A 21,227-nucleotide genomic window follows, 5' to 3' on the forward strand; every position below is an offset into this window, starting at 1 on the left:
TCAGGGCCCGCCTCAACGTTCCACAAGCGCCACGCGGGCGTTGTACCAGTTCATGAAGAGCGACGTGGTCAGCGAGAAGGTCAGGTAGACGAGCATGGTCAGCCCGATGATCTCGATGGCGCGTCCGCTCTGGTTGAGGGCGGTGCCGACGAAGACGCTGACGAGCTCGGGAAAGCCGATCGCTGCGCCGAGCGAGGAGTTCTTGGTCAGGTTCAGATACTGGCTCGTGAGCGGCGGCACGATCACCCGCATTGCCTGCGGGATGATGACGAGCCGCAAGCGGTCGCCCTCCTGCAGCCCGAGCGAGGCTGCCGCTTCGGTCTGCCCGTGGCTGACCGACAGGATACCGGCCCGGACGATCTCTGCGATGAAGGCTGCCGTATACATGACGAGCCCGACGATCAGCGCGGTCAGTTCCGGTGGGGCCGTGAAGCCGCCGCGATAGTTGAAACCCTGAAGTTCGGGAACGTTGAAGGTGATCTGCGTGCCGCTGAGCAAGAGCGCAGCAAGCGTCGGAACGAGTACGATCGCCGCCATCGGCAACCAGACCGGACGCCGGTTACCTGTCTCCACGGTGCGTTTGAGCGTGTGCCGCCGCCAGAGCAGCGCCAAGATAACGCTCGCCAGCAACACGAGGCCCACGATCCAGGAGCGATCGTCGAAGACCGCGGCAGGCATGGAGAAGCCGCGCTGGTTGAGCACGAAGCCGCCGGGAAAGGTGTAGCTCTGGCGCACATTGGGCAGCGCGTTGAGCAGCAGGTAATACCAGAACAGCAGCTGCAGCAGCAGCGGGACGTTGCGGAGGATTTCGATGTAGACCGTCGCGAACTTCCGGATCAGGAAGTTTGAAGAAAGTCGAGCAATGCCGACGACGAACCCGATGACGGTTGCGAGCACCACGCCGATCGAGGCGACGAGCAGCGTGTTGGTGATGCCGACGAAGTAGACCTGCAGATAGCTGGCCGCGCGTTCGAAGGGGATGAGGGTGAAGCTGATGTTGAAGCCGGCCGGCTGGCCGAGGAATCCGAAGCCCGTCGCCTTGTTCTGCGCTGCCAGATTGGCTGCTGCATTCGAGGCGAGCCACCATACCAGCGCAACGAGCGCGGCAAGCAGCATTGCCTGATAGGCGAAACCGCGAAAGCGGGGGTCGTTCAGGATCGAAGTTTTGGGTTGCGTGCGGGTGTCGTCATGCCGCTGCGGCGCACCTCGCAGCTGGGCGCTGTTGTCCGTCATCCATACCTCTCGCCGAATTGCACCGCGCTTCCGGCCCGCCCAAGAGCCGAAGGCGTTGCCGCAAGGAAAAACCCGGCGGCACGAAGGCCGCCGGGTGAGCGTTCAGCGATCAGCGGATCGGCGGGGCATACTGGATGCCGCCATCGGTCCACAGGGCGTTGAGGCCACGCGGGATGTTCAGCGGGGTGTTCTCGCCGACATGGCGCTCATAGAGCTCACCATAATTGCCGACATGCTTGATGATGCGATACGCCCAGTCGGCGGTGAGGCCGATCGGGCCGCCAAAGTCACCCTCGACGCCGAGCAGGCGCATGATTTCGGGATTATCCGAGCCGAGCATGTCGTCGACATTGGCCTGGGTCACGCCCAGCTCTTCGGCATTGAGAAGGGCGAAATACGTCCAGCGGGCAACGTTGAACCAGCGGGTATCACCGGCGCGCACCACGGGGCCCAGCGGCTCCTTGGAAATGATCTCGGGCAGGATGATGTGGGCACCCGGATCGGGGAACAATGTACGCTCGGCGGCAATGGCCGACGAATCCGTCGTGTAGGCGTCGCAGCGACCATCGAGATAGGCTTGGGTGACTTCGTCACGCGTAACGAAGACGACGGTGTCGACGGTGATGTTGTTGGCGGCGAAATAGTCGGCGGCGTTCAGCTCGGTCGTCGTGCCCGATTCGATGCACATCGCGGCGCCGTCCAGCTCGAGCGCCGAGGTGATGCCGTCGGCTTCACGGACGATGAAGCCCTGGCCGTCATAGAACATGGTGCCGACGAACGAGATCCCGAGATCGGTGTCGCGCGACATGGTCCAGGTGGTGGTGCGCGAGAGCACGTCCACATTACCGTTCGAGAGCGATTCAAAACGAGCAGTCGACGTCAGCGGCGTGTAGCGCGCTGCATCCGGATCATCGAAGATCGCTGCGGCGAGCGCGCGGCAATAGTCGACCTCAAGCCCGGTCCAGTTGTTGTTCTCATCGGGGAAGGAGAAGCCGGCGACGCCTTCGGTAACGCCGCAATCGATGTACCCCTTGGCCACTACATCGTCGAGAGTGTCTGCATAGGCGGTGGCGGTGCTCATGCCCATTGCTGCCGTTGCGGCAAGCAGGAGAAGCTTTTTCGACATATTTGTTGCCTTTTGTTTCCTGACCCAGTGTGCCCGACAGAACCCATGCGTTCTGCATGTTTCGGTCGGCGGCACCTCCGCCTTGGACAGCGGTATCGATGCTGGTATGCATCGAAGCTTCTATTGCCCCTTGCGTCAAGCGCCATGGCGGAATTGGGGCAGCAAAACTGACGTTATTTTGTTCAGCGGCGACTGCTGAGCGCGAAATAGGCAGTATGCTTATGAAGAAGTCATCTTCCGGTGGCCCGATGACTGGCCGCACCGAAACCCTGCTCACGCACGCAGGACGCAGTCCGGACGAGCAATGGGGTTTTGTCAACACGCCGGTCTTTCGCGGCTCCACGGTGCTCTTCAAATCGCTCGATGCGCTCGAGGCGGCCAACCAGCCCTACCTCTATGGCCGTGCCGGCACGCCCACGACCGATGGGGTTGAAGAGATCATCACCGCGCTCGAGGGCGCGCATGCCACGCAGATCGTCCCATCGGGGCTGGCGGCCATCACCGTGGCGCTGCTTAGCGTCCTCTCCAGTGGCGACGAGGTGCTGATCACCGACAGCGCCTATGAACCGGTGCGCCAGTTCGCCGATGGCTATCTGGCGCGCATGGGTATAACCGCCAAATTCTACGATCCGCGGATCGGCGCGGGCATCGTCGATCTGATCGGACCCAAGACGCGGGCCATCTTCGCGGAAAGCCCGGGATCGGGGACCTTCGAACTCCAGAACATCCCGGCGATCGCGGGCGTCGCGCAGGCGAGGGGCGTCAGGCTGATCGTCGACAATTCCTGGGCGAGCCCGCTTTTTTTCAAGCCGCTGGCGCTGGGCGCAGATATCGTGATCCATGCCGGCACGAAGCTTTTCGTCGGGCATTCGGACGCATTCGTCGGCACTATTTCGACCAATGCGGAGTGCTGGCCGGCGGTCGCGGCTACGCGCAAGCTGCTCGGTTTCTACACCTCGCCCGATGAGGCGTTTCTGACCGCACGGGGGCTGCGCACGCTCTCGGTGCGCATGAAGGCCCATGAGGCGAGGGCGCTCGAACTCGCTAGCTGGCTCGAATCGCATCCGCTCGTGAAGCGCGTCGTGCACCCGGCGCTGCCCAGCCATCCCGACCATGCGATTTTCAAGCGCGATTATACCGGGTCAGGGACGCTCTTCGGCTTCCTGCTTCCCGATGCTCCGCGCGAGGCGCTGGCCGCATTTCTCGATGGGCTTACGCTCTTCGGGCTCGGCTATTCCTGGGGCGGCTACGAAAGCCTGATCATTCCGTTCACGCCGGGTCCGCGCCGGACGGCGGTGCCGTGGCGCGAAGAGGGGCGGCTTCTGCGTATTCATGTCGGCCTCGAGGACATAGAGGACCTCAAGGCCGATCTCGAGGCGGGGCTTGCCCGATACGCCGAGCTGGTCGATCGCCCCTAGCGGCGTCGGCCGACGAGACGCTGCACTGCTGCAAGCGGGCGGGCCGCGACCTGCCCGTCGGGGTGGAAGCGGAAGAGCCAGCCTCTGCTCGCGAATGCGTTGCGCACCAGATAGGCGCCGAGAATCCCGACGATCAGCCCGCCGACGACGTCCGACGGATAATGGGCGCCGACATAGATTCGCGAAATGCCGACCATGAAGGCAAAGCCCATCACCCAGGGCAGCCAGCGCGGGCTCAGGAAGGCAATGACCATGGCGAGGGCGAAGATGGTCGTCGCATGGCCGGAGGGAAAGCTCTGATAGGCGTAGTCGAAAATGCTGGTCTGGAACTGGAAGGGGCCTGCAGTTTCCAGCAATTCGGGCCGTGCGCGACCGATCAGCCGTTTCATGATGGCGGAGACGAGGCCCGGCAGGCCCACCCCGATGAACATGAAGCCGAAGACCTGCGTCATCTGCCAGAGCGCAAGCTTGGGCGTGCGCTTGGGGATGACGAGCGCAAGGAGCCCGGAGACGACCCCCATCGCGAGTGCCGGGATCAGGATCCAGTCTGACTTTCCCCAATCGGTCAGCTGCTCGAAGAAGGCCAGTATGCCGACCGGCGAGGCCTGCGCGGCGGTCGAGAGGTAGACATCGACCAGCATGGCAAGCCCGAGCGCCCCGATCATCCCTACAAGAAAGAGGGGCCAGGTGCGCCGCGAAAGGCCGAACGGGTAGGGGCTGGTCAGCTCGATCATGTCGCCTTGTGTGCGATCGCAGATTTCGCGTCAACTCTCGCGCAGACCCGCTTCGAGCGCTTGCCCTTTTCCTCGCCATTCTGTATCGGGTGTCTACGAAGTTCGGGGTATAGCTCAGCCTGGTAGAGCACTGGTTTTGGGAACCAGGGGTCGAGTGTTCGAATCACTCTGCCCCGACCATCGGAGACTTGAAGGTCATGACTGCACGCATCTACCGCCCGGCGCCCAACGCCATGCAATCGGGTCGGGGAAAATCCCGCCAGTGGGTGCTGGTGCATGATGCGGCGACGCCACGCGAGATCGAGCCGCTGATGGGCTACACCTCTTCGCGCGATACGCGCACGCAGGTGAAGCTCGGCTTCGATACGCTGGAGGCTGCAGAGGCTTACGCTCAGCGCGAGGGTATCCCCTATACCGTGCAGCCTGCCCATGACGCGACCCCGCGGCGCAACCATTATTCGGATAATTTCCGTTTCGACCGCAAAACGCCCTGGACGCACTGACGCTGCGATCGCACAGGTCGCGGTGCGTTGAATTCTCTTTGAACCGACAGCGGGGATGAACTCCGCCGAGGCGCTTGACCCTCAAGCGGGCCATGCCAGAATGGCGTGGCGAGGAGGACGAGAATTGGCTTCAACCAACCGGCCCGCGTGGGCCAGCCTCGCGCGCAAGGCAATGCTGACGCTGGTCGCAGCCGCGACGCTGTTAGGGGCGGGCGCTGCCAGGGCCCAGACGCTCGAGACGGTTCGCGAGCGCGGCTATCTGATATGCGCCACCACCGATGCGCTGAGCGGGTTCGCGCAGATGAGCCCCGAAGGACAGTGGTCGGGGTTCGATTATGATTTCTGCCGCGCCGTCGCGACAGCCGTGTTCGGCGATCCCGAAAAGCTGCGGTTCTATGCGCTTTCGGGTGCGGCGCGATTCGCGCTGCTGGCAAATGGCGCGATCGACGTCATGGCCCGGAACGGCGTGTGGACCATGCGACGCGATACCGCCTATGGCGCCGCCTATGTTGGCACCTCCTTCTTCGATGGCCAGTCCTTCTTGGTGCCGCAGTCGCTCGGCGTCGTTTCGGCCTACGAACTGGATGGCGTTTCGGTCTGCGTCGTTGATGGCGGCGAGGAGATCGCCAAGCTCCGCGAGTTCTTCTTCTCCAATCAGGCTGCCTACCGGGAAGTCCGCTACGAAGATCGCGAGGATCTCAGCGTTGCCTATCGCTCGGGTCTTTGCGATGCGGTCTCGGCGCCCGCAAGCTGGCTCCATGCCATCCGCAGGGGTTTGCCCGAGCCGGCCACGCACCGGATCCTGCCCGAGCGCATAGCGAAAGGCGCTTTCGGGCCGGTCGTTCGCGAAGGCGATGCGCAATGGTTCGACATCGTGAAATGGACGCTCTACGGCCTCATCGACGCTGAGGAGGCAGGCGTGACCTCGCTCAACATCGATTCGCTTTCAGCGGCCAAGACGCAAAGCATAAGACGGCTCCTGGGTCTCGAGGGAGATTTCGGCCCTTCCATGGGGCTCGAACGCACCTTCATCGCCAATGTCATCCGGGCCGTCGGCAATTATGGCGAGATCTTCGAGCGCAGTTTCGGCGCGTCGACGGGAGCCGCGGTACTGCGCGGCCAGAACGCGCTTTGGACCAATGGCGGGCAGCTCTATGCGCCCCCGGTGCGCTGAGGCCGGTCAGCGCTCTGCAAAGAGCAGCGATACGCGACGGTTGATCTTGCCCTTCTTCTCGATCTTGCCGAGTGACAGCCGACCGATCTCTCCGGTCCGCGCCACATGCGTGCCGCCACAGGGCTGCAGGTCGATGTCACCGATCCTGATGAGGCGCACGCGGCCCTGACCGCTTGGCGGCTTCACCTTCATCGTCTTCACCAGTTCCGGCTGGGCGGCCATCTCCTCGTCGCTGATCCACTCGGCGCTGACGGGCAGGTCTGCATCGACGAACCCGTTGAGCTGGGCTTCGATGGCCGCCAGATCGGTTGGAACCGCCTCCATGTCGAAATCGAGCCGGCCTTTGTCCTCGCCCACCGCCCCGCCGGTGACGGGATAGGGAAAGACCACCGAGAGCAGGTGGAGGGCGGTGTGCATCCGCATCAGACGATAGCGGCGGTCCCAGTCGAGCTTCAGCGTTACGGTCTGGCCCGGCTCGGGGAGTATTGCGTCCGACGCGGTCAGGTGAACGATCCTGGTCTTGTCGCCATCGGGATGGATCGTTGACGTGACAGCAATGCTCTGCCCGTCTTCTCGCTCGATCGTTCCTGTGTCGCCGGGCTGGCCACCAGAAGCGGCGTAGAAAATGGTCCGATCGAGCTCAACGCCCCCATCGGCTGAGGTTTCAAGCACGCTCGCCGTGCACGTCTTGAGGTAGCTGTCGCTGCGAAAGATGAATTCGGTCATCACTTGTCCTTCCAGTTCGGTTGGCGTGGGCCGTCCGAGCCGCCCGGCTTAGAGAACGGGCGAAAGCAGTTTCGCCCCCTGTTCGATGAAGCGCTGCAGCACCGGCTTGTGTTTGACCTGATCGAGGGTCTGCCGGCGGCAGTGCTCGAAGTCGCGCGTGAGCATGGTTTCTACCGCCTTCACCGTGCGTGGATGGGGAAACCAGAGCGTCAGCTCGAAGTTGATGTTGAACGAGCGGTTGTCAAAATTCACCGTTCCCACCGATGCGATCCGGTCGTCCATCAGCACCACCTTCTGGTGCAGGAAGGCATTACGGTAGCGGTGAATCTCGATGCCGTGCTCGATCATGGTGTCGGCATGAGCGTTCGTGGCGAGCCAGACGAGCAGCTTGTCCGGCCGGTCCGGCAGCATGATCCGCACATCGACACCCCTCAGGCTCGCTGCGTAGAGTGCCGTGCGCACGTCCGCATCCGGCACGAAATATGGGCTTGCGATCCAGAGACGCGACCGCGACTGCGCGATTACGTCCGTGAAGGCGATGGCGCATTCTTCCAGGGCGTCGGCGGGACCGGTCGCCATCACCATCACCGGCTGGCGCCCGGGCTTGGGAATATCATTTGGCGGATCGTAGGGCAGGGCCTCCCCAGTGGCCCATTCCCAGTCCTCCCGGAAGATGAGGCCGCAGGCCAGTGCAGCCGGGCCATCCACTTTCACGTGCGTATCGCGCCAGTGCCCATATTTTGGATCGGCCCCCAGATACTCGACGCCGACATTGTGGCCGCCAACCCAGGCCGTCTTGCCGTCGACGAGCACGATCTTGCGATGATTGCGGTAGTTGAGGCGCGTCGGGCCATAGAAGCGGAAGAATTTGTGGCGCTGGTTGAAGCCGGCGATCTGTATGCCTTCGGCCCGCAGCCGCTTGCGGTAGGCGAGCGGCAGCCAAAGACTGCCGAGGTCATCGTAGAGGACGTAGATCCTGACTCCGGCCTTGGCACGCTCGATGAGCCGGTCCGCCAGTTCCTGGCCCAGGCGATCGTCGCGCAGGATGTAGAACTGAACGAAGATGTAGCTCTCGGCCTTGGATATGCCTTCGAAGATGGAATCGAACGTCGCCTTGCCGTCGACGAGAAGATCCACGGCGTTGCCGGCGAGGAACGGTACGTTCGCGACGCGTGTCAGGACGGGCCATTCCGCCGTCGTGTCCATGTCGAAGAGTTTCAGGTCCTGGGCGCGGGCCGGGCGCCCGCCACGCGGCGTTTCCGCGCCGGGGCTTCCATAGTCGTCGAAGAACTTCCACCCAAAGATGAGGTAGAGGATCGCGGTGGGGAATGGGATCACCAACAGCGCCATGATCCAGGCGATCGAGCCCTGGGAGGTCCTCGAATTCATCACCTCGCGTATGGCACAGGCTATCGCCAGCACGTAGTTGGCCGCGAGGAAGATCCCCGCGATCTGCAGATTGGCCAGAAACTCTGCTGTCACGACTGCCCCCGATCCCTCCGGAAGGCCCTCAGCCGACCGGCTCGAAAACCGCCCCTACGTCAATGCCGTTTCCGCGCTCGAGCCACGCCGGGACCGGCAGGCCCTTGGCGTGCAGGAATGCCGGGTTGAACAGTTTGGATTGATACCGGTTCCCGTAGTCGCAGAGGATCGTGACGATCGTCTTGCCCGGTCCCAGATCACGCGCCATGCGGACCGCGCCGGCGATGTTGATCCCGCTCGATCCCCCGAGGCAGAGGCCCTCATGGGTCAGAAGGTCGAAGACGTAGGGCAGGGCCTCGTCGTCGGCGATCTGGTAGGCATAGTCGGGCGTGAACCCTTCGAGGTTGGCGGTGATCCGACCCTGCCCGATGCCCTCCGTGATCGAATCGCCCGAGGACTTCAGTTCGCCGGTGGTGTAAAAATTGTAGAGCGCAGCGCCCATGGGGTCGGCAAGCCCGATCTTCACGTCTTCGCTGCGGTCACGAAGGGCCTGCGCAACGCCCGCAAGCGTCCCGCCTGAGCCCACCGCGCAGATGAAGCCATCGACCCGGCCCTTGGTCTGGCTGAAGATCTCGGGTCCGGTGGTCTCGATATGGGCACGCCTGTTGGAGACATTGTCGAACTGGTTGGCCCAGATCGCCCCGTTCGGCAACTCGGCGTTGAGTTTTTCGGCGAGCCGTCCGGAGACGCGGATGTAGTTATTCGGATCGCGATAGGGCCGGGCAGGCACCTCGATCAGCTCAGCACCATAAAGCCGCAGGGCGTCCTTCTTTTCCTGGCTCTGCGTTTCAGGGATGACGATCACGGATTTGAAGCCGAGCGCATTGGCGACCAATGTGAGCCCGATGCCGGTATTGCCCGCGGTCCCTTCCACGATAGTGCCACCGGGCTTGAGCGCCCCCGACTTCACCGCATCATGGATGATGAACAGGGCGGCGCGATCCTTCACCGACTGCCCGGGGTTCAGGAACTCGGCTTTTCCCCAGATGTCGCACCCGGTCAGCTCGGACACGCGGTTGAGGCGGATGAGCGGCGTGTTGCCGATGGCGGAGAGGATATCGAGGTGCTTTGTCATGAACCGATTTCTATGCCTGCCCAGCCGCGCTCACAAGGGACAAGTCTCAATCCGAGCAAGGGGTTCCGCTGGCTCGGTGCCTGAGGGCAAAAAACCGCGATCATCTTCCCCATTCTGAAATAAGCGACCGCCTACAGCCCCTTCGCAGCGTCCAAAGCGCGTTCGCGAGACACCTTCAGGTCGACGATCGGGGCGGGATAGGTCTCTCCGATAGAAATGCCCGCCGCCTTCAGGGCTTCCTTCGGTGCTTTCCAAGGGGCATGCACGTGCTTGTCGTCGAGCTTGGCCAGTTCGGGCAGCCAGCGGCGCACATAGGTCCCGGCGGGGTCGAAGCGCTCACCCTGCGTGACCGGGTTGAAGATGCGGAAATAGGGAGAGGCGTCGAGCCCGCTTCCCGCGACCCATTGCCAATTGCCGGGGTTGTTGGCGCCATCGGCATCCAGGAGGCAATCCCAGAACCATTCCTCGCCGAGCCGCCAGTCGATCAGCAGGTTCTTGGACAGGAGGGAGGCTGTCAGCATGCGGACCCGATTGTGCATGTAGCCGGTTTCCCAGAGCTCCCTCATCCCCGCATCCACCATGGGCAGGCCCGTCATGCCCGATTGCCACCGGGCGAGCGCCGATCCGGGGCTTCGCCACTTCATGTTCTCGTATTTCGGCTGCATCGACACCTTGGCGATGTCTTCGCGGTGGTAGAGCTGATTGTAGTTGAACTCGCGCCAGCCCAGCTCGGAGAGAAACTTGTCGATCTGGCTGCGCAGGTATCCATGCTCCTCGGCGAAGGCCTGCGCAGTGTGCCAGACTTCGCGGGGGCCGATCTCCCCGAAGCGGAGATGTGGAGAGAGCCGGGACGTCGCGTCCTCTGCGGGTCGGTCGCGTCCTTCCGGATAGTCCTTCACCAGATCTTCGAGGAAGGTGCGCAGCTTTGCGCGCGCTGCCGTTTCCCCGATCTCCCAATGCTGACCCAGCTTTCGGGACCATTTGGGGGCTTCATAGCCTTTATCGACCCGCCCCGCCTTGATTGGGTCCGTGCGCCGCCGTGGCCGTGGTGAAGGGCGGGGGATATCCATCCCGCGCAGCACCTTCCAGAATGGAGAATAGACCGCATAGGGGCGATCGTCCTTGGTGGAGATGTCGAAGGGCTCGACGAGCACATTGGCCGCATGGGAGTGCACCTCGAGGCCATCCTTGCCGAGGGCTGTCTTGATAGCGCCGTCCACCTCCCGCTCTGCGGGCGCGTAGCGGCGGTTCCAGTGTAGGCTCGCCGCTTCGTGTGACTTGGCCGCCTTGCGGACTTCGTCCCCGGCTTTTCCTTCCGCAATCAACAGCTCGATACCGAGGCCAGCGAGGTCTTCTGCGAGTGCGTTGAGTGAATGGTGGAGCCACCAGCGCGCCGCACCCCCGATAGGACGCAGGGAAGGGTCGGTTTCATGAATGTAGAGCGCGACGACCCGGTCCCCCTGGTCCATTGCAGCCTTCAATGCCGGGTTGTCCGTGAGGCGAAGGTCATTGCGGAACCAGACAAGGGCGGTCGAGGTCATGAAATAGTTTTCCTTTTTGCGGGCTGCGCTGCGCAGGGCTTGGCGCATGGGCGGCGCCTCGCGCGACGCTCGGTCGGATAACGGGTAACTACGCGCAAAGGGGCCCGGTAGTTCAACATTTCCGGGCCTTTCGGCGCCTTGTCGAGCGTTGGGAGAGGGCGTATCCCACGCCCCACCGATCGATCAGAGACCGTGCCATGACCGCCCAGCAGGCTCGCCTGACCCACCTTCAGAAGCTCGAGGCCGAGAGCATCGAGATCTTCCGCGAAGTCGCCGCAAGCTTCGAGCGGCCGGTCATGATGTACTCGATCGGCAAGGATTCGAGCGTGCTGCTCCACCTTGCGCGGAAGGCCTTCTACCCATCCAGAATTCCGTTCCCGCTGCTGCATATCGACACCGGCTGGAAGTTCTCCGAGATGATCGCCTTCCGCGATCGGATGGCTGAGGCGCATGGCCTCGACCTGCTCGCGCACACCAATGAGGAAGGGCGCGCAGCCAACGTCAATCCGTTCGACCACGGGTCTGCGCGCTATACCGACATCATGAAGACCCAGGCGCTGCGGCAGGCGCTCAATGCCGGGCGCTATGATGCAGCTATTGGTGGAGCCCGCCGCGACGAGGAGAAGTCCCGGGCCAAGGAGCGCATCTTCTCACACCGCAACGCCAGCCATGCCTGGGATCCCCGAAACCAGCGTCCTGAACTCTGGCGGCTCTTCAACACGCGGATCGCTCCGGGCGAAAGCATGCGGATCTTTCCGCTCTCCAATTGGACCGAGCTCGACATCTGGACTTACATCTATGCCGAGCAGATCCCGATCGTGCCGCTCTATTTCGCCGCCCGCCGCCCCGTCGTCGAGCGCTCCGGCACGCTGATCATGGTGGACGACCACCGCCTGCCGCTCGCCGAGGGTGAGGTGCCGGCCGAGGAGTTCGTGAGGTTCCGGACACTTGGCTGTTATCCGCTGACGGGCGCGATCCGCTCCCGCGCGACCGATCTGCCCGGCATCATCATGGAGATGCAGGCAAGCCGCACATCGGAGCGGGAAGGGCGTCTCATCGACAGCGACGAGGCCGGATCGATGGAAAAGAAGAAGCAGGAAGGCTATTTCTGATGGCACAAGCCGCGCTCGAACGCCCGCTCGATGACTGGCTGGCCGAACAGACCGAGAAATCGCTGCTGCGCTTTTTCACCTGCGGCAGCGTGGACGATGGCAAGTCCACCCTGATCGGCCGCCTGCTCTATGACAGCAGGCTGATCCTAGATGACCAGCTCGCGCGCCTGCGCGCCGACAGCCGCAACCGTTCTGCCGGCGAGGAGGGCATCGATTTCTCGCTTCTCGTCGACGGGCTTGCTGCCGAACGCGAGCAGGGCATCACCATCGATGTTGCGTACCGCTTCTTTTCCACGGCGCGTCGGAAATTCATCGTCGCCGACACGCCGGGCCATGAACAGTACACCCGCAATATGGCGACCGGCGCCTCGAACGCCGATCTCGCGCTGGTCCTCGTGGACGCGCGAAAGGGCCTGCTGGATCAGACGCGCCGGCACAGCTTCATCCTGTCGTTGATCGGGGTGCGCCACGTTGTTCTGGTCGTCAACAAGATCGACCTCGTCGATTACGACGCAGCGGTCTATGCCGAGATCGAGGCTGCCTATCGCGCCTTCGCGGCGCCGCTCGGCTTCGAGACGCTGGCAGCCATACCTGTTTCGGCCCTGCGCGGAGACAATATCCTCGGGCCCAGCGGCCGCACACCATGGTATCGCGGGCCCGCGCTCGTGCCCTATCTCGAAGACATCGAGGTCTCCCGGGACGCAACCAAAGCCCCTTTCCGGTTCCCCGTACAGTGGGTGAACCGGGCTGGCATCGATTTCCGCGGCTTTTCCGGCACCATTGCCTCCGGTTCGGTCAAGGTGGGCGACGAAATTCTGGTGGCAGCATCGCGAAAGCCTGCGCGGATATCCCGGATCGTCACGATGGACGGCGATCTCGACGCGGCTGGCACCGGTCAGGCGGTGACGCTGCTGCTCGACCGGGAGGTGGATATCGCGCGTGGCGACGTGCTCGCGCATGCAGGAGAAGTCCCAGAGTACTCCAACCAGTTTCAGGCCCGCATCATCTGGATGCAGGAGGAGCCCGCCTATCCCGGCCGATCCTATCTCCTGAAGCTTGGAAGCCAGCAGGTCGGAGCGACCATTACTGGCATAAAGCATCGGACCAACGTCAACACGCTCGAAAAAGCCGCGGCGACCAGCCTGGCGCTGAACGAGGTGGGCACGCTCACCATTGCTACCGACCGCCCGATTGCATTCGATGCCTTCGGCGGGGAGGGGCATACCGGCGCCTTCATCCTGATCGATCGGTTGTCCAATGCGACGCTGGGCGCCGGCGTCATCGATTTTGGGCTGCGACGCGCACAGAACCTGTCCTACCAGAACTTCGACGTGACCCGCGACGTCCGCGCCGACATGAAGCGGCAGACGCCGCGCATCGTCTGGTTTACCGGGCTTTCCGGATCCGGGAAATCGACCGTTGCCAATCTGCTCGAGAAGCGCCTGACTATGGAAGGCCGCCATGCCTACATTCTCGACGGCGACAACGTCAGGCACGGGCTGAACAGGGATCTTGGCTTCACCGAAGCTGACCGCATCGAGAATATCCGCCGGGTCGCCGAAGTTGCGCGGCTCATGGCGGATGCCGGGCTGATCGTCATCGTCTCGTTCATCTCGCCCTTCCGCAACGAGCGCCAGCTGGCTCGGGAAATCGCGGGCGACATCGCGTTCACCGAGGTGCATGTCGATACCCCGCTCGAGGTTTGCGAAGCGCGCGATCCCAAGGGGCTTTACGCCAAGGCCCGCCGTGGCGAACTGCGAAACTTCACCGGCATCGATTCTCCATTCGAGGCGCCGGAACATCCGGATGTAACTTTGCACGGGGCAGTTGAAACGCCCGAGGCAATGGCCGAGGCCCTGTACGCACAGCTGCGCTGAGCTCAGGGGAGGAGGCTGGCGGGCAGGAGGGATTCTGCGAAGGGATAGCCCGTCATCTCCTCGCTACGCTCCCAGAGCAGGCGCGCGGTCTCCGCATCTTGCGCCCGGGCAGAGGTCTTGTGCTGCCGCGATTTGTAGAAATATCTGCCGGTGACAGCCTCGAGCTCCGGCGCCGTCGCGACGTGGATAGACGTTGCCGCACCCTTTTCCGGGGTCAGGAAGAACGGTCGCAGGATCCGCATTGCCAGCATGGCGAGACCGCCATTGTTTTGCGCAAAGCCGGTCGCGACAGCGCCGGGATGCACCGCATTGACGGTAACGCCGCTGCCCGATAGCCGGCGTGCCAGCTCGAAAGTGAAGAGCAGGTTCGCCAGCTTGGTGTTGCCGTAGACGCCAAACGTTGAATAGCGCCGCTCTGCCTGCAGATCATCGAAGTGCATTTTGCCGGCCAGATGCGCGTTGGACGAGAGGTTGATGATCCGCGCGGGAGCCGCGGAGCGGATCCGATCCAGAATGAGCCCGGTCAGCAGGAAATGCGCCAGGTGGTTGACCGCGAAGGTCTCTTCAAACCCATCTATCGTCACCTTTCGCCGCGCGTTGACCAGGCCCGCATTGTTGATCAGCACGTCGACCTTGGCGAACCGATCGTTGATCGTCCCGGCGAGGCTGCGGACTGCTGAAAGATCGGCAAGGTCCGCCTTGAGGAAATGGAGACGGTCGGGGTAGCGGGCGGTGTCTGCAATGGACCGGATCGCAGCCTCGCCCTTTTCTTCCGAACGGCCATGCACCCCGACCGTAAAGCCGCGACGTGCAAGTTCGCGGGCGGTTTCAAGGCCGACGCCCCCCGTCGCCCCAGTCACGATTGCAACCCTGCCTTCGAAATCTTGGACCATTTGCTTATCCCCTTATGCAGCCGCAACGTATCGTATGCCACAATCGTTCAACGTGCCGCGCCAGACGCTGGATTAAGCGATTGCCGACTGATTGAATGACTGCCGCCGATTGGGGAGCTTGCCTTGCCTTACAGATTTACGCCGAAGGACAGGTCGGCTGCCGCCGGAGTGCGAAGGATTGCCCGCCAGCAGGTCGAGGCGGCGCTCTCGGACCTTGAGGATCCGGAACGCACTCTGGGCGAACGGGTGCACGCCGTCCGCCGGCGGTGCAAGAAGCTCAGAGGCCTCATCCAACTGGTCCACCCGGCCTTCCCGGACGCGAAGCGCGAAGACGGAACGGTCCGCGACGCGGCTCGCCTGCTGGCGGATTTGCGCGATAGCGACGTCCTCGTCGAGACGCTCGATGTTCTGACCGCTGCCGACGACACGCTGCGGCTCGCGGCAGTGCCGGCCCGCACAATTTTACTCGAGCGGCGCGCGACGGCTTTGTCGGCTGCAGATCAGTCTGAAAGGGCGGAACGCTTTCGTGCCGATTTTGAAGCGTTCCTTCCCCGCATCGATGACTGGCGCTTCGATGCCAAGGGCTATGCGCTCCTCGAGGGCGGTCTCATGCGGACAGTGCGGCGCATGCGCCGGGCGATGGATACCGCGCAGGAGGAGCAGGACGGCGAGCATCTTCACGAATGGCGCAAGGAAGTGAAGTATCATGGCCACCACCTGGCGCTGCTGCGCGAGCTGGCGCCGCCGTTGATCGATCCGCTTCGCGATCTTGCGGATCGGCTGGGCCTGCGCCTCGGCCTTCACCACGACCTGGCGGTCCTTGCCGATGAGCTCGGCGCGAATGTCAGAATGGGGAACGAGGACGCATCGCGCCAGTTGCTGAAGCGCGCAATTTCCCAGCGCAGCGAGGCACTGGCCGCGGAGGCTTTCGTCATCGGGCGAGCCCTCGCATCCGAGAAGCCTCGGCCTCTTGCCGCCCGCTATGCTCGCCTTTGGGCAAACTGGCAGACGGGAGACCGACTGTCCGCCGAGATCGTCAATGGGAGCGATGACGATGGGCGTTGAAATCGAACGCAAGTTCCTCCTGCGCGGCGACGATTGGCGGCCGTTGGTGACACGCAGTCATTCGATCGTGCAAGGCTATCTGGGCAAGGACGACAAGGCGACGATCCGCATCCGTATCATCGATGGCACCGACGCGGTCCTCACCATCAAGGGTGCGCGCGCAGACGGCGCCCGCCCGGAATTCGAATACCCGATTCCGATTGAGGATGCGCAGGCCATGCTTCCGCTCTGCGGCGATGATGTCGTGCAGAAGCGCCGTCACATCGTGCCGGAAGCCGACGGGCGGTACTGGGAGATTGACCTCTTCGAGGGGAGTCACGCCGGTTTCCGCCTCGCCGAGATCGAGCTCGATCATCCCGATGCAGAAATTGCGCTGCCCAACTGGATCGGGGAGGAGGTCAGTGAGGACAGCCGCTATTCGAACGAGAATATCGCCCGGCTCGGCATCCCGCCGCGCTAGGTCCAAGTCATTCAGATCTGTGGGGAAATGGCTCCGCGAGTAGGACTCGAACCTACGACCCGACGGTTAACAGCCGTCTGCTCTACCAACTGAGCTATCGCGGAACATTCGTTCGTGGCGCCCTTGCGAGCGCCGGGTCGATGTAGCGGGTTTGATCTGCTTTGCCAAGACCGAAATGACGCAAAAATGACGCCAATTCAATGTCGGCGGTCGTTCCGTGCCCGCGTGCCCAGCGAGACGAGGTCACCCAGCGTGTTGAGGTTGGCAAACGGGTTGAGGGACGCGGTTTCTGACCAGTCGAGATGGTTCGCACGAATCTGCCGCAGAAGTGCTCGTGGGCTGTTGAGAGGCTGATCACCGGCCAATCGACCTGGCAGGTCGGCAATGGCCCTGAACCGCCAGAGCGTGTTGGTTGGATAGGGTTGACCTGCATAGGCTGCCGTCATCGCATCGTGTTCGTCTTCGAGCCGATCCCGCAGCCGGGCGGTGAAATCGGCGGGGAGAAAGGGGGTGTCGACGGCGACGCTGACCATTAGGTCCGGAGGCACGGGCCGCGCTGCAAGGATTTCGACGGTGGCGGCCAGTCCGGCGATGGGGCCTTCGCCGAGCCCAGGTCGATCCTTGACAAAGATCGCTTCGAGCCGGGGAAAGCTGGACCTGAGGTCGAATTGCCCCGATGCGACGAGGACCTCGTCGACTTCGATTGCGAGGCTTGCATGCGTGCGTTCGAGAAGTCGCTGCCCGCCAATGCGAAGCGTCGCCTTCTGGACGCCGCCAAGCCGAGAGCCCAGACCGCCGGCGAGGATGACGGCGACGATCTTCATTGTGCCGACCTGCGCGCAGCCGCTTTCAGGACCAGATGCATGCCGATGCCCGCGATCAGCCCCCAGAAGGCGGCACCGATCCCGAGAATCGTGATGCCGGAGGCTGTGGTGACGAAGGTCAGGATTGCAGGCAGTCTGTCGGGTTCGCGCTCGAGGGCGTTCCCCATTGCCGAAGCGAGGCTCGAGAGCAGGGCAAGTCCCGCCACGGCCTGAATGAGCAGGGGGGGCGCCGCAGCGATGAGCGTAGCGGCAAGCCCGGCCGTCAGGCCAAAGGCGATATAGGTTGCGCCAGCGGTGACCGGCCCAACCCATCGCCGCGCAGGATCGGGGTGCGCTTCAGGCCCGGCCGTGATCGCAGCGGTGATGGCGGCGAGGTTGACGGTCTGCCCGCCGAGAAGCGCCGTGGCCCCGCTCGCCACGCCCGTCGCCACAAAATGGGGCGCCGGATCGATCGGATAGCCATTGGCGCGCATGACCGCGATGCCGGGCAGATTCTGCGACGCCATGGTGATGACGAAGAGCGGCAGCGCGATTCGGACGATGGCGTCGAACGTGAAGATCGGCATGACCGGCGTCGCGAGGGGCTGGGTCAGGGTCCCAGTCGCGGGCAGCTCTGCGACTGTGAGGATGATGATAAGCGCGACGAGAACGGCAAGTGGCACGGCATATCGACGCGCGAACACCAGCCCCAGAGCCCAGGCCGCGACGATCGGCAATGCCAGCACCGGCATCTCTGCAACGGCGTTCACGGGAGCAAGACAAAGCGTGAGGAGAATGCCGGCCAGCATGGCATTCGCAATGGGCCCCGGGATCGCGGCGACGGCCCGCGCGAAAGGCTTGAAGACGCCGGCGATCACGATCAGCAGCGCCGTGACGAGGAACGCCCCCGCAACCGCGCCGAAGCCCTCGGGCGGAGCGCCGACCGTCAGCAGGAAGGCAATGCCCGGTGTCGACCACGCAAAGCTCATCGGCAGGCGCGTGCGCCAGGCAATGACGATGTTGAGGACGCCGACGGCGGTACAGATCGCAAAGAGGCCCGAACCGGCCTGGGCAGGCGTCGCGCCGACGGCACCCAGCGAAGCGAGCGCGAGCGTGAAGGTGCTGGCGTAACCAACGATAGCTGCGAGGAGCCCGGCAATTATGGGCTGGGCGAGCCCGGCGCCACGTCCGGCAGAAGGGGAGGAGGTCGTCATCTACTATCCTGAACGCCCGCTAGTGCCGGCGCTGGCCGCTCGCCCGATTGCGAACGCCCCGCCCAATTAGCCGCAGAGTTTAGCGCAGGACAAGCCGGGCGAGGCTGATGACGGGCTTGGTCGGATGTTTGAGCGTGTGGCGATGCGAAATCGCCCAGACCGATGCAATGGAGGCCACGTCCGGAATCGAACCGGAATACACGGATTTGCAATCTGACCTATGCCACTGTAATTGCTGTTGAAAATCATATCATGTTGCACCCATGTCGCAGTCAGCCCAGCAGAGCCATCTCGGCGGCAGCGAGTTCCTCGGCGTCGTCGCCCCGCGGGAAGAGGTGGCCATAGGTGTCCATGGTCATCGTAATCGACGAGTGGCCGAGCCTTTCCTGCACCACCTTTGAGGGCAGCTCGAGCCCGCCATCGGCACGACGATTAATGCACCAGCTCGCGTAGAAATGACGGAGCGAGTGAAGCCCGGAATATTTTGCGGCGAGCACCGGCCGGCCCTTGGCATCGACCTCTCCTGTCTCGACCGTTACCCCGGCGCGAATCTGGGCAGGCCCGAAGCCCAGCCGCACGATCGGCTGATGTGCCTCCGGCTGGCCCTTCAGGTTAGGAAACACGAGCCCAGCCTCGCTCTTCGTCACTGCCAGTTTCCACTCCTTGAGCGTGTTCACCACGATCGGCGGCATCGGCACCTCGCGCTCGCCCGATTCTGACTTGGGCTTGCCGATCGCCTTGAACCTGTCGGCCCTCTGGCGAACGTGGATAATGCGCTTATCGACATCGACGTTGGCCCAGGTCAGCCCCCGCAGCTCCGATGCCCGCAGGCCAGTGAAGATCGCCGTCAGCAGCAACGGGCGCCAGCGGCCCTCTAGCGCCCCGACAATGGCGCGGATCTCGGTTGGCGTGGGTATGTCTACTCCGACTCGCAGCTTGCCCTTGGCGCGCTTCTGCGCCCGGCTGTCGCTCGTGCCGCGCCGGCCGCGCATGTCGCGCACCACGTTCCTCGCAACGAGCCCGCGCTCCTGCGCGTCTGCCAGCAGCGAGCCCAGGCTCACGAGCACCTTGCGAACCATGGATGGCGACCGACCCTCGTCGGCGAGCATCTCCTCGAATTGACGCAGCGCCGGCACCGAGAGGGCGGTCAACTTGGTGGAGCCGATGAAGGGCTTGATGTGGAGTTCGACGTGTTGGCGGTACTGCTCGACTGTGGTCCGCTCGCGTCCGGCACGTTCGCGCGCGGCTATCCACAACTTGGCGGCGGCGGAGATCGTAACGCTCGCGCTGTCGGCGACATGGGTGCCCTCGCGCACCTCGACGTGGGCGGTGGCGGCGAAAGCGTCCGCTTCCTTCTTCAGCCGGAACGACTTCTGTCGACGGGTGCCTTGGGCATCGCTATAGTCGACAACCCAGGCCTCGCGGGCCTTGCCTGCATGTGTCTGCCAAGCGCGTTTCCGGACACTCATTTTTTGCCTGCCGTTCTTTTGGCGACCAATCTAGCCCTGATTTCCTCCAAGCTGCTGGCTCCCGTGCTGGCGCCTCTTAGGGAGAAACCTCGGGAGGCGGGCCTTGAGGTGGGGAAGACCTCCTGCAACACGACTTTTCTCCGTGACTTGAAGTCTTCCACTTCCGAGGGCTCGTAGCGATACCTGGGCCGGGCGCCGAGAAGACTGATATTGATCGCTGCGATCGACCCCTCAGCAGTTAGAGAACGTAGATGCCGCTCGCTCAGAGACAGCATGTCCGCGACCTCGGCAGGCGTCAGAAGCTTCTCTATATCCCCTGGCATCACCTCAAACCCGGCGACCAAAAGCTTTTGAGCCGGCGCATGCCCCTGGCGTCGAGATCGTCGACCACCCCGGCCGATTTCTTGGTACCGCCCTTGTCAGTCCCCGTCCGCATGCGCACGCTCACTAGCTTGCCATGCGGATTGAGTTGATGGGAAGATCGGCAGGGACCGCTACCTTCTCGGTCCTAATCCAGTCGCGTCGCCTAAGCTCATCAAGCAGAAATTTCATCGCAAATTCAGTCCGATCATCGACTGCGTCGGACAAATCACGACCAAGCTGCGTCTTCAAGTCGACGCCTGGTTCGCCGACGATCCCCCTCTTCTCTGCCTGCATGCGATGGATAACAGCGCGCACATCAGCCTCAAGAGGCGCATCTACATGTGCTTCTACTTGGGGCGGGGTGATCGGCAAACCTTCCGCTCGGCGAGCTCGATATGTCTCAACGAGGCTCCACCACTCTTCTTCGCGAGCGTCATTTGAAGCCGGCTGCGCGTCGAAGACGCGAGCTTCGATATTCTGTATTTCGAAGCCGGCTGCGCGTCCCAACTCGGCCATATGCAGCATGATTTCCTGCCATGAGAGGGGCATGCCGTTGGCGTCCAGCGCGACGTAGAGCACATTTGGTCTACTACCCGGAGCGCCTGCACTGCGGCGAGCCGACTCGAGCAGATCCGCCTTCATTCGTTCGATTGATGCACGGTCCGCTCTAAGCTTCTCCCGATCGATCTCAACGCCCCAGGCGTATTCCAGGCGGCCCTCCAAATTTCGGATCTCGGCTTTCGCGGCTGCTAGCTCTCCCCTAAGGCGCTCGATCTCTTCTTCGGCAGAAAGTGAAAACTCGAGCCGAGCAACAATCTCCGAATTCATGCTCCGGTTGTTGCCCCTAGCCGCGTTTTCCACCGTCGCCTTGAGTTCCGGCTGCATCCGCAGTCCGAACGGCGTGATGTTCGTCGTCAGCTTCCGCCCGTCGTCCGCCAATTTGTCGCTCCCTGTGGATA

The 21,227-nt window shown here is 63.2% G+C and carries 20 protein-coding genes and 3 tRNA genes; 8 read left to right on the forward strand and 15 right to left on the reverse strand.

Annotated features, from left to right (window positions below):
• Positions 1 to 12: 12 nt before the first annotated feature.
• Together EMQ25_RS05485 and EMQ25_RS05490 are read right to left on the reverse strand one after the other, a co-directional pair.
• Complete coding sequence (locus EMQ25_RS05485; RefSeq protein WP_127187560.1) at positions 13 to 1,233, reverse strand: amino acid ABC transporter permease; 1,221 nt, start codon at positions 1,231 to 1,233, stop codon at positions 13 to 15.
• A gap of 109 nt (positions 1,234 to 1,342) precedes the next feature.
• Positions 1,343 to 2,359, reverse strand: coding sequence for an amino acid ABC transporter substrate-binding protein (locus EMQ25_RS05490; RefSeq protein ID WP_127187561.1), 1,017 nt, complete (start codon positions 2,357 to 2,359; stop codon positions 1,343 to 1,345).
• Between the two features lie 248 nt (positions 2,360 to 2,607).
• Here EMQ25_RS05490 and metC point away from each other — a divergent pair, with 248 nt between their 5' ends.
• Positions 2,608 to 3,777: a cystathionine beta-lyase gene (gene metC / locus EMQ25_RS05495; protein ID WP_127187562.1), complete on the forward strand. Its 1,170-nt coding sequence runs from the start codon at positions 2,608 to 2,610 to the stop codon at positions 3,775 to 3,777.
• Here the strand turns inward: metC and EMQ25_RS05500 are convergent.
• On the reverse strand, positions 3,774 to 4,511 hold the full coding sequence (locus EMQ25_RS05500) for a phosphatase PAP2 family protein (protein WP_127187563.1): 738 nt from the start codon (positions 4,509 to 4,511) through the stop codon (positions 3,774 to 3,776). The genes metC and EMQ25_RS05500 overlap by 4 nt on opposite strands.
• Before the next feature lie 103 nt (positions 4,512 to 4,614).
• On the opposite strand from EMQ25_RS05500, the gene EMQ25_RS05505 reads away from it, so the two are divergent.
• The 3 genes from EMQ25_RS05505 to EMQ25_RS05515 all read left to right on the forward strand — a co-directional run bounded on the left by EMQ25_RS05505 (position 4,615) and on the right by EMQ25_RS05515 (position 6,188).
• Positions 4,615 to 4,691, forward strand: a tRNA-Pro gene (locus tag EMQ25_RS05505).
• Positions 4,692 to 4,708: 17 nt separating this feature from the next.
• The gene (locus EMQ25_RS05510; RefSeq protein ID WP_127187564.1) at positions 4,709 to 5,014 is read left to right on the forward strand and encodes an ETC complex I subunit; all 306 of its coding nucleotides are present in this window, start codon (positions 4,709 to 4,711) and stop codon (positions 5,012 to 5,014) included.
• Positions 5,015 to 5,138: 124 nt separating this feature from the next.
• The gene (locus EMQ25_RS05515) at positions 5,139 to 6,188 is read left to right on the forward strand and encodes a transporter substrate-binding domain-containing protein (protein WP_158625967.1); all 1,050 of its coding nucleotides are present in this window, start codon (positions 5,139 to 5,141) and stop codon (positions 6,186 to 6,188) included.
• Positions 6,189 to 6,194: 6 nt separating this feature from the next.
• On the opposite strand, the gene EMQ25_RS05520 is transcribed toward EMQ25_RS05515, so the two are convergent.
• From EMQ25_RS05520 to EMQ25_RS05535, 4 genes are all read right to left on the reverse strand, one after another.
• Complete coding sequence (locus EMQ25_RS05520) at positions 6,195 to 6,914, reverse strand: alanyl-tRNA editing protein (protein ID WP_127187566.1); 720 nt, start codon at positions 6,912 to 6,914, stop codon at positions 6,195 to 6,197.
• A 48-nt stretch (positions 6,915 to 6,962) separates the two neighbouring features.
• A complete protein-coding gene (gene cls / locus EMQ25_RS05525) occupies positions 6,963 to 8,396 on the reverse strand; it encodes a cardiolipin synthase (RefSeq protein ID WP_244606497.1) in 1,434 nt (477 codons plus the stop codon).
• A 28-nt stretch (positions 8,397 to 8,424) separates the two neighbouring features.
• On the reverse strand, positions 8,425 to 9,471 hold the full coding sequence (locus tag EMQ25_RS05530; RefSeq protein ID WP_127187567.1) for a cysteine synthase A: 1,047 nt from the start codon (positions 9,469 to 9,471) through the stop codon (positions 8,425 to 8,427).
• Between the two features lie 131 nt (positions 9,472 to 9,602).
• Complete coding sequence (locus EMQ25_RS05535; protein WP_127187568.1) at positions 9,603 to 11,012, reverse strand: cryptochrome/photolyase family protein; 1,410 nt, start codon at positions 11,010 to 11,012, stop codon at positions 9,603 to 9,605.
• 197 nt (positions 11,013 to 11,209) lie between these two features.
• Here EMQ25_RS05535 and cysD point away from each other — a divergent pair, with 197 nt between their 5' ends.
• A complete protein-coding gene (gene cysD / locus EMQ25_RS05540; protein WP_127187569.1) occupies positions 11,210 to 12,124 on the forward strand; it encodes a sulfate adenylyltransferase subunit CysD in 915 nt (304 codons plus the stop codon).
• Positions 12,124 to 14,001 carry a sulfate adenylyltransferase subunit CysN gene (gene cysN / locus EMQ25_RS05545; RefSeq protein ID WP_127187570.1) on the forward strand — a complete coding sequence of 626 codons (1,878 nt, stop codon included), beginning with the start codon at positions 12,124 to 12,126 and terminating at the stop codon, positions 13,999 to 14,001. The genes cysD and cysN overlap by 1 nt, the downstream gene beginning before the upstream one ends.
• Positions 14,002 to 14,003: 2 nt before the next feature.
• Here cysN and EMQ25_RS05550 read toward each other — a convergent pair whose 3' ends face one another.
• On the reverse strand, positions 14,004 to 14,894 hold the full coding sequence (locus EMQ25_RS05550) for an SDR family oxidoreductase (RefSeq protein ID WP_127187571.1): 891 nt from the start codon (positions 14,892 to 14,894) through the stop codon (positions 14,004 to 14,006).
• Positions 14,895 to 15,062: 168 nt separating this feature from the next.
• Here EMQ25_RS05550 and EMQ25_RS05555 point away from each other — a divergent pair, with 168 nt between their 5' ends.
• Both EMQ25_RS05555 and EMQ25_RS05560 read left to right on the forward strand, forming a co-directional pair.
• Entirely contained in the window at positions 15,063 to 15,959 is an 897-nt protein-coding gene (locus tag EMQ25_RS05555; RefSeq protein WP_280177631.1) for a CHAD domain-containing protein, read from the forward strand.
• A complete protein-coding gene (locus EMQ25_RS05560; RefSeq protein ID WP_127187573.1) occupies positions 15,949 to 16,419 on the forward strand; it encodes a CYTH domain-containing protein in 471 nt (156 codons plus the stop codon). Before EMQ25_RS05555 ends, EMQ25_RS05560 begins: the two co-directional genes overlap by 11 nt.
• Positions 16,420 to 16,447: 28 nt before the next feature.
• Here EMQ25_RS05560 and EMQ25_RS05565 read toward each other — a convergent pair.
• From EMQ25_RS05565 to EMQ25_RS05590, 7 genes are all read right to left on the reverse strand, one after another.
• Positions 16,448 to 16,523: transfer RNA gene (locus tag EMQ25_RS05565), tRNA-Asn, on the reverse strand.
• Between the two features lie 93 nt (positions 16,524 to 16,616).
• A complete protein-coding gene (mobA, locus tag EMQ25_RS05570; RefSeq protein WP_127187574.1) occupies positions 16,617 to 17,243 on the reverse strand; it encodes a molybdenum cofactor guanylyltransferase in 627 nt (208 codons plus the stop codon).
• Positions 17,240 to 18,436, reverse strand: coding sequence for a benzoate/H(+) symporter BenE family transporter (locus tag EMQ25_RS05575; RefSeq protein ID WP_127187575.1), 1,197 nt, complete (start codon positions 18,434 to 18,436; stop codon positions 17,240 to 17,242). The genes mobA and EMQ25_RS05575 overlap by 4 nt, the downstream gene beginning before the upstream one ends.
• A 168-nt stretch (positions 18,437 to 18,604) precedes the next feature.
• A tRNA-Cys gene (locus EMQ25_RS18000) sits at positions 18,605 to 18,669 on the reverse strand.
• 39 nt (positions 18,670 to 18,708) lie between these two features.
• Positions 18,709 to 19,905, reverse strand: coding sequence for a tyrosine-type recombinase/integrase (locus EMQ25_RS05580; RefSeq protein ID WP_127187576.1), 1,197 nt, complete (start codon positions 19,903 to 19,905; stop codon positions 18,709 to 18,711).
• Positions 19,902 to 20,228, reverse strand: a complete 327-nt coding sequence (locus tag EMQ25_RS18540) for a helix-turn-helix domain-containing protein (protein ID WP_127187577.1) — start codon at positions 20,226 to 20,228, stop codon at positions 19,902 to 19,904. Before EMQ25_RS18540 ends, EMQ25_RS05580 begins: the two co-directional genes overlap by 4 nt.
• Positions 20,229 to 20,352: 124 nt before the next feature.
• Complete coding sequence (locus tag EMQ25_RS05590; RefSeq protein ID WP_158625970.1) at positions 20,353 to 21,207, reverse strand: Arc family DNA-binding protein; 855 nt, start codon at positions 21,205 to 21,207, stop codon at positions 20,353 to 20,355.
• Between the last annotated feature and the right edge of the window lie 20 nt (positions 21,208 to 21,227).

The organism is Arsenicitalea aurantiaca (genome assembly GCF_003994485.1).
In the GTDB taxonomy this organism is placed as follows: Bacteria; Pseudomonadota; Alphaproteobacteria; order Rhizobiales; family Devosiaceae; genus Arsenicitalea; species Arsenicitalea aurantiaca.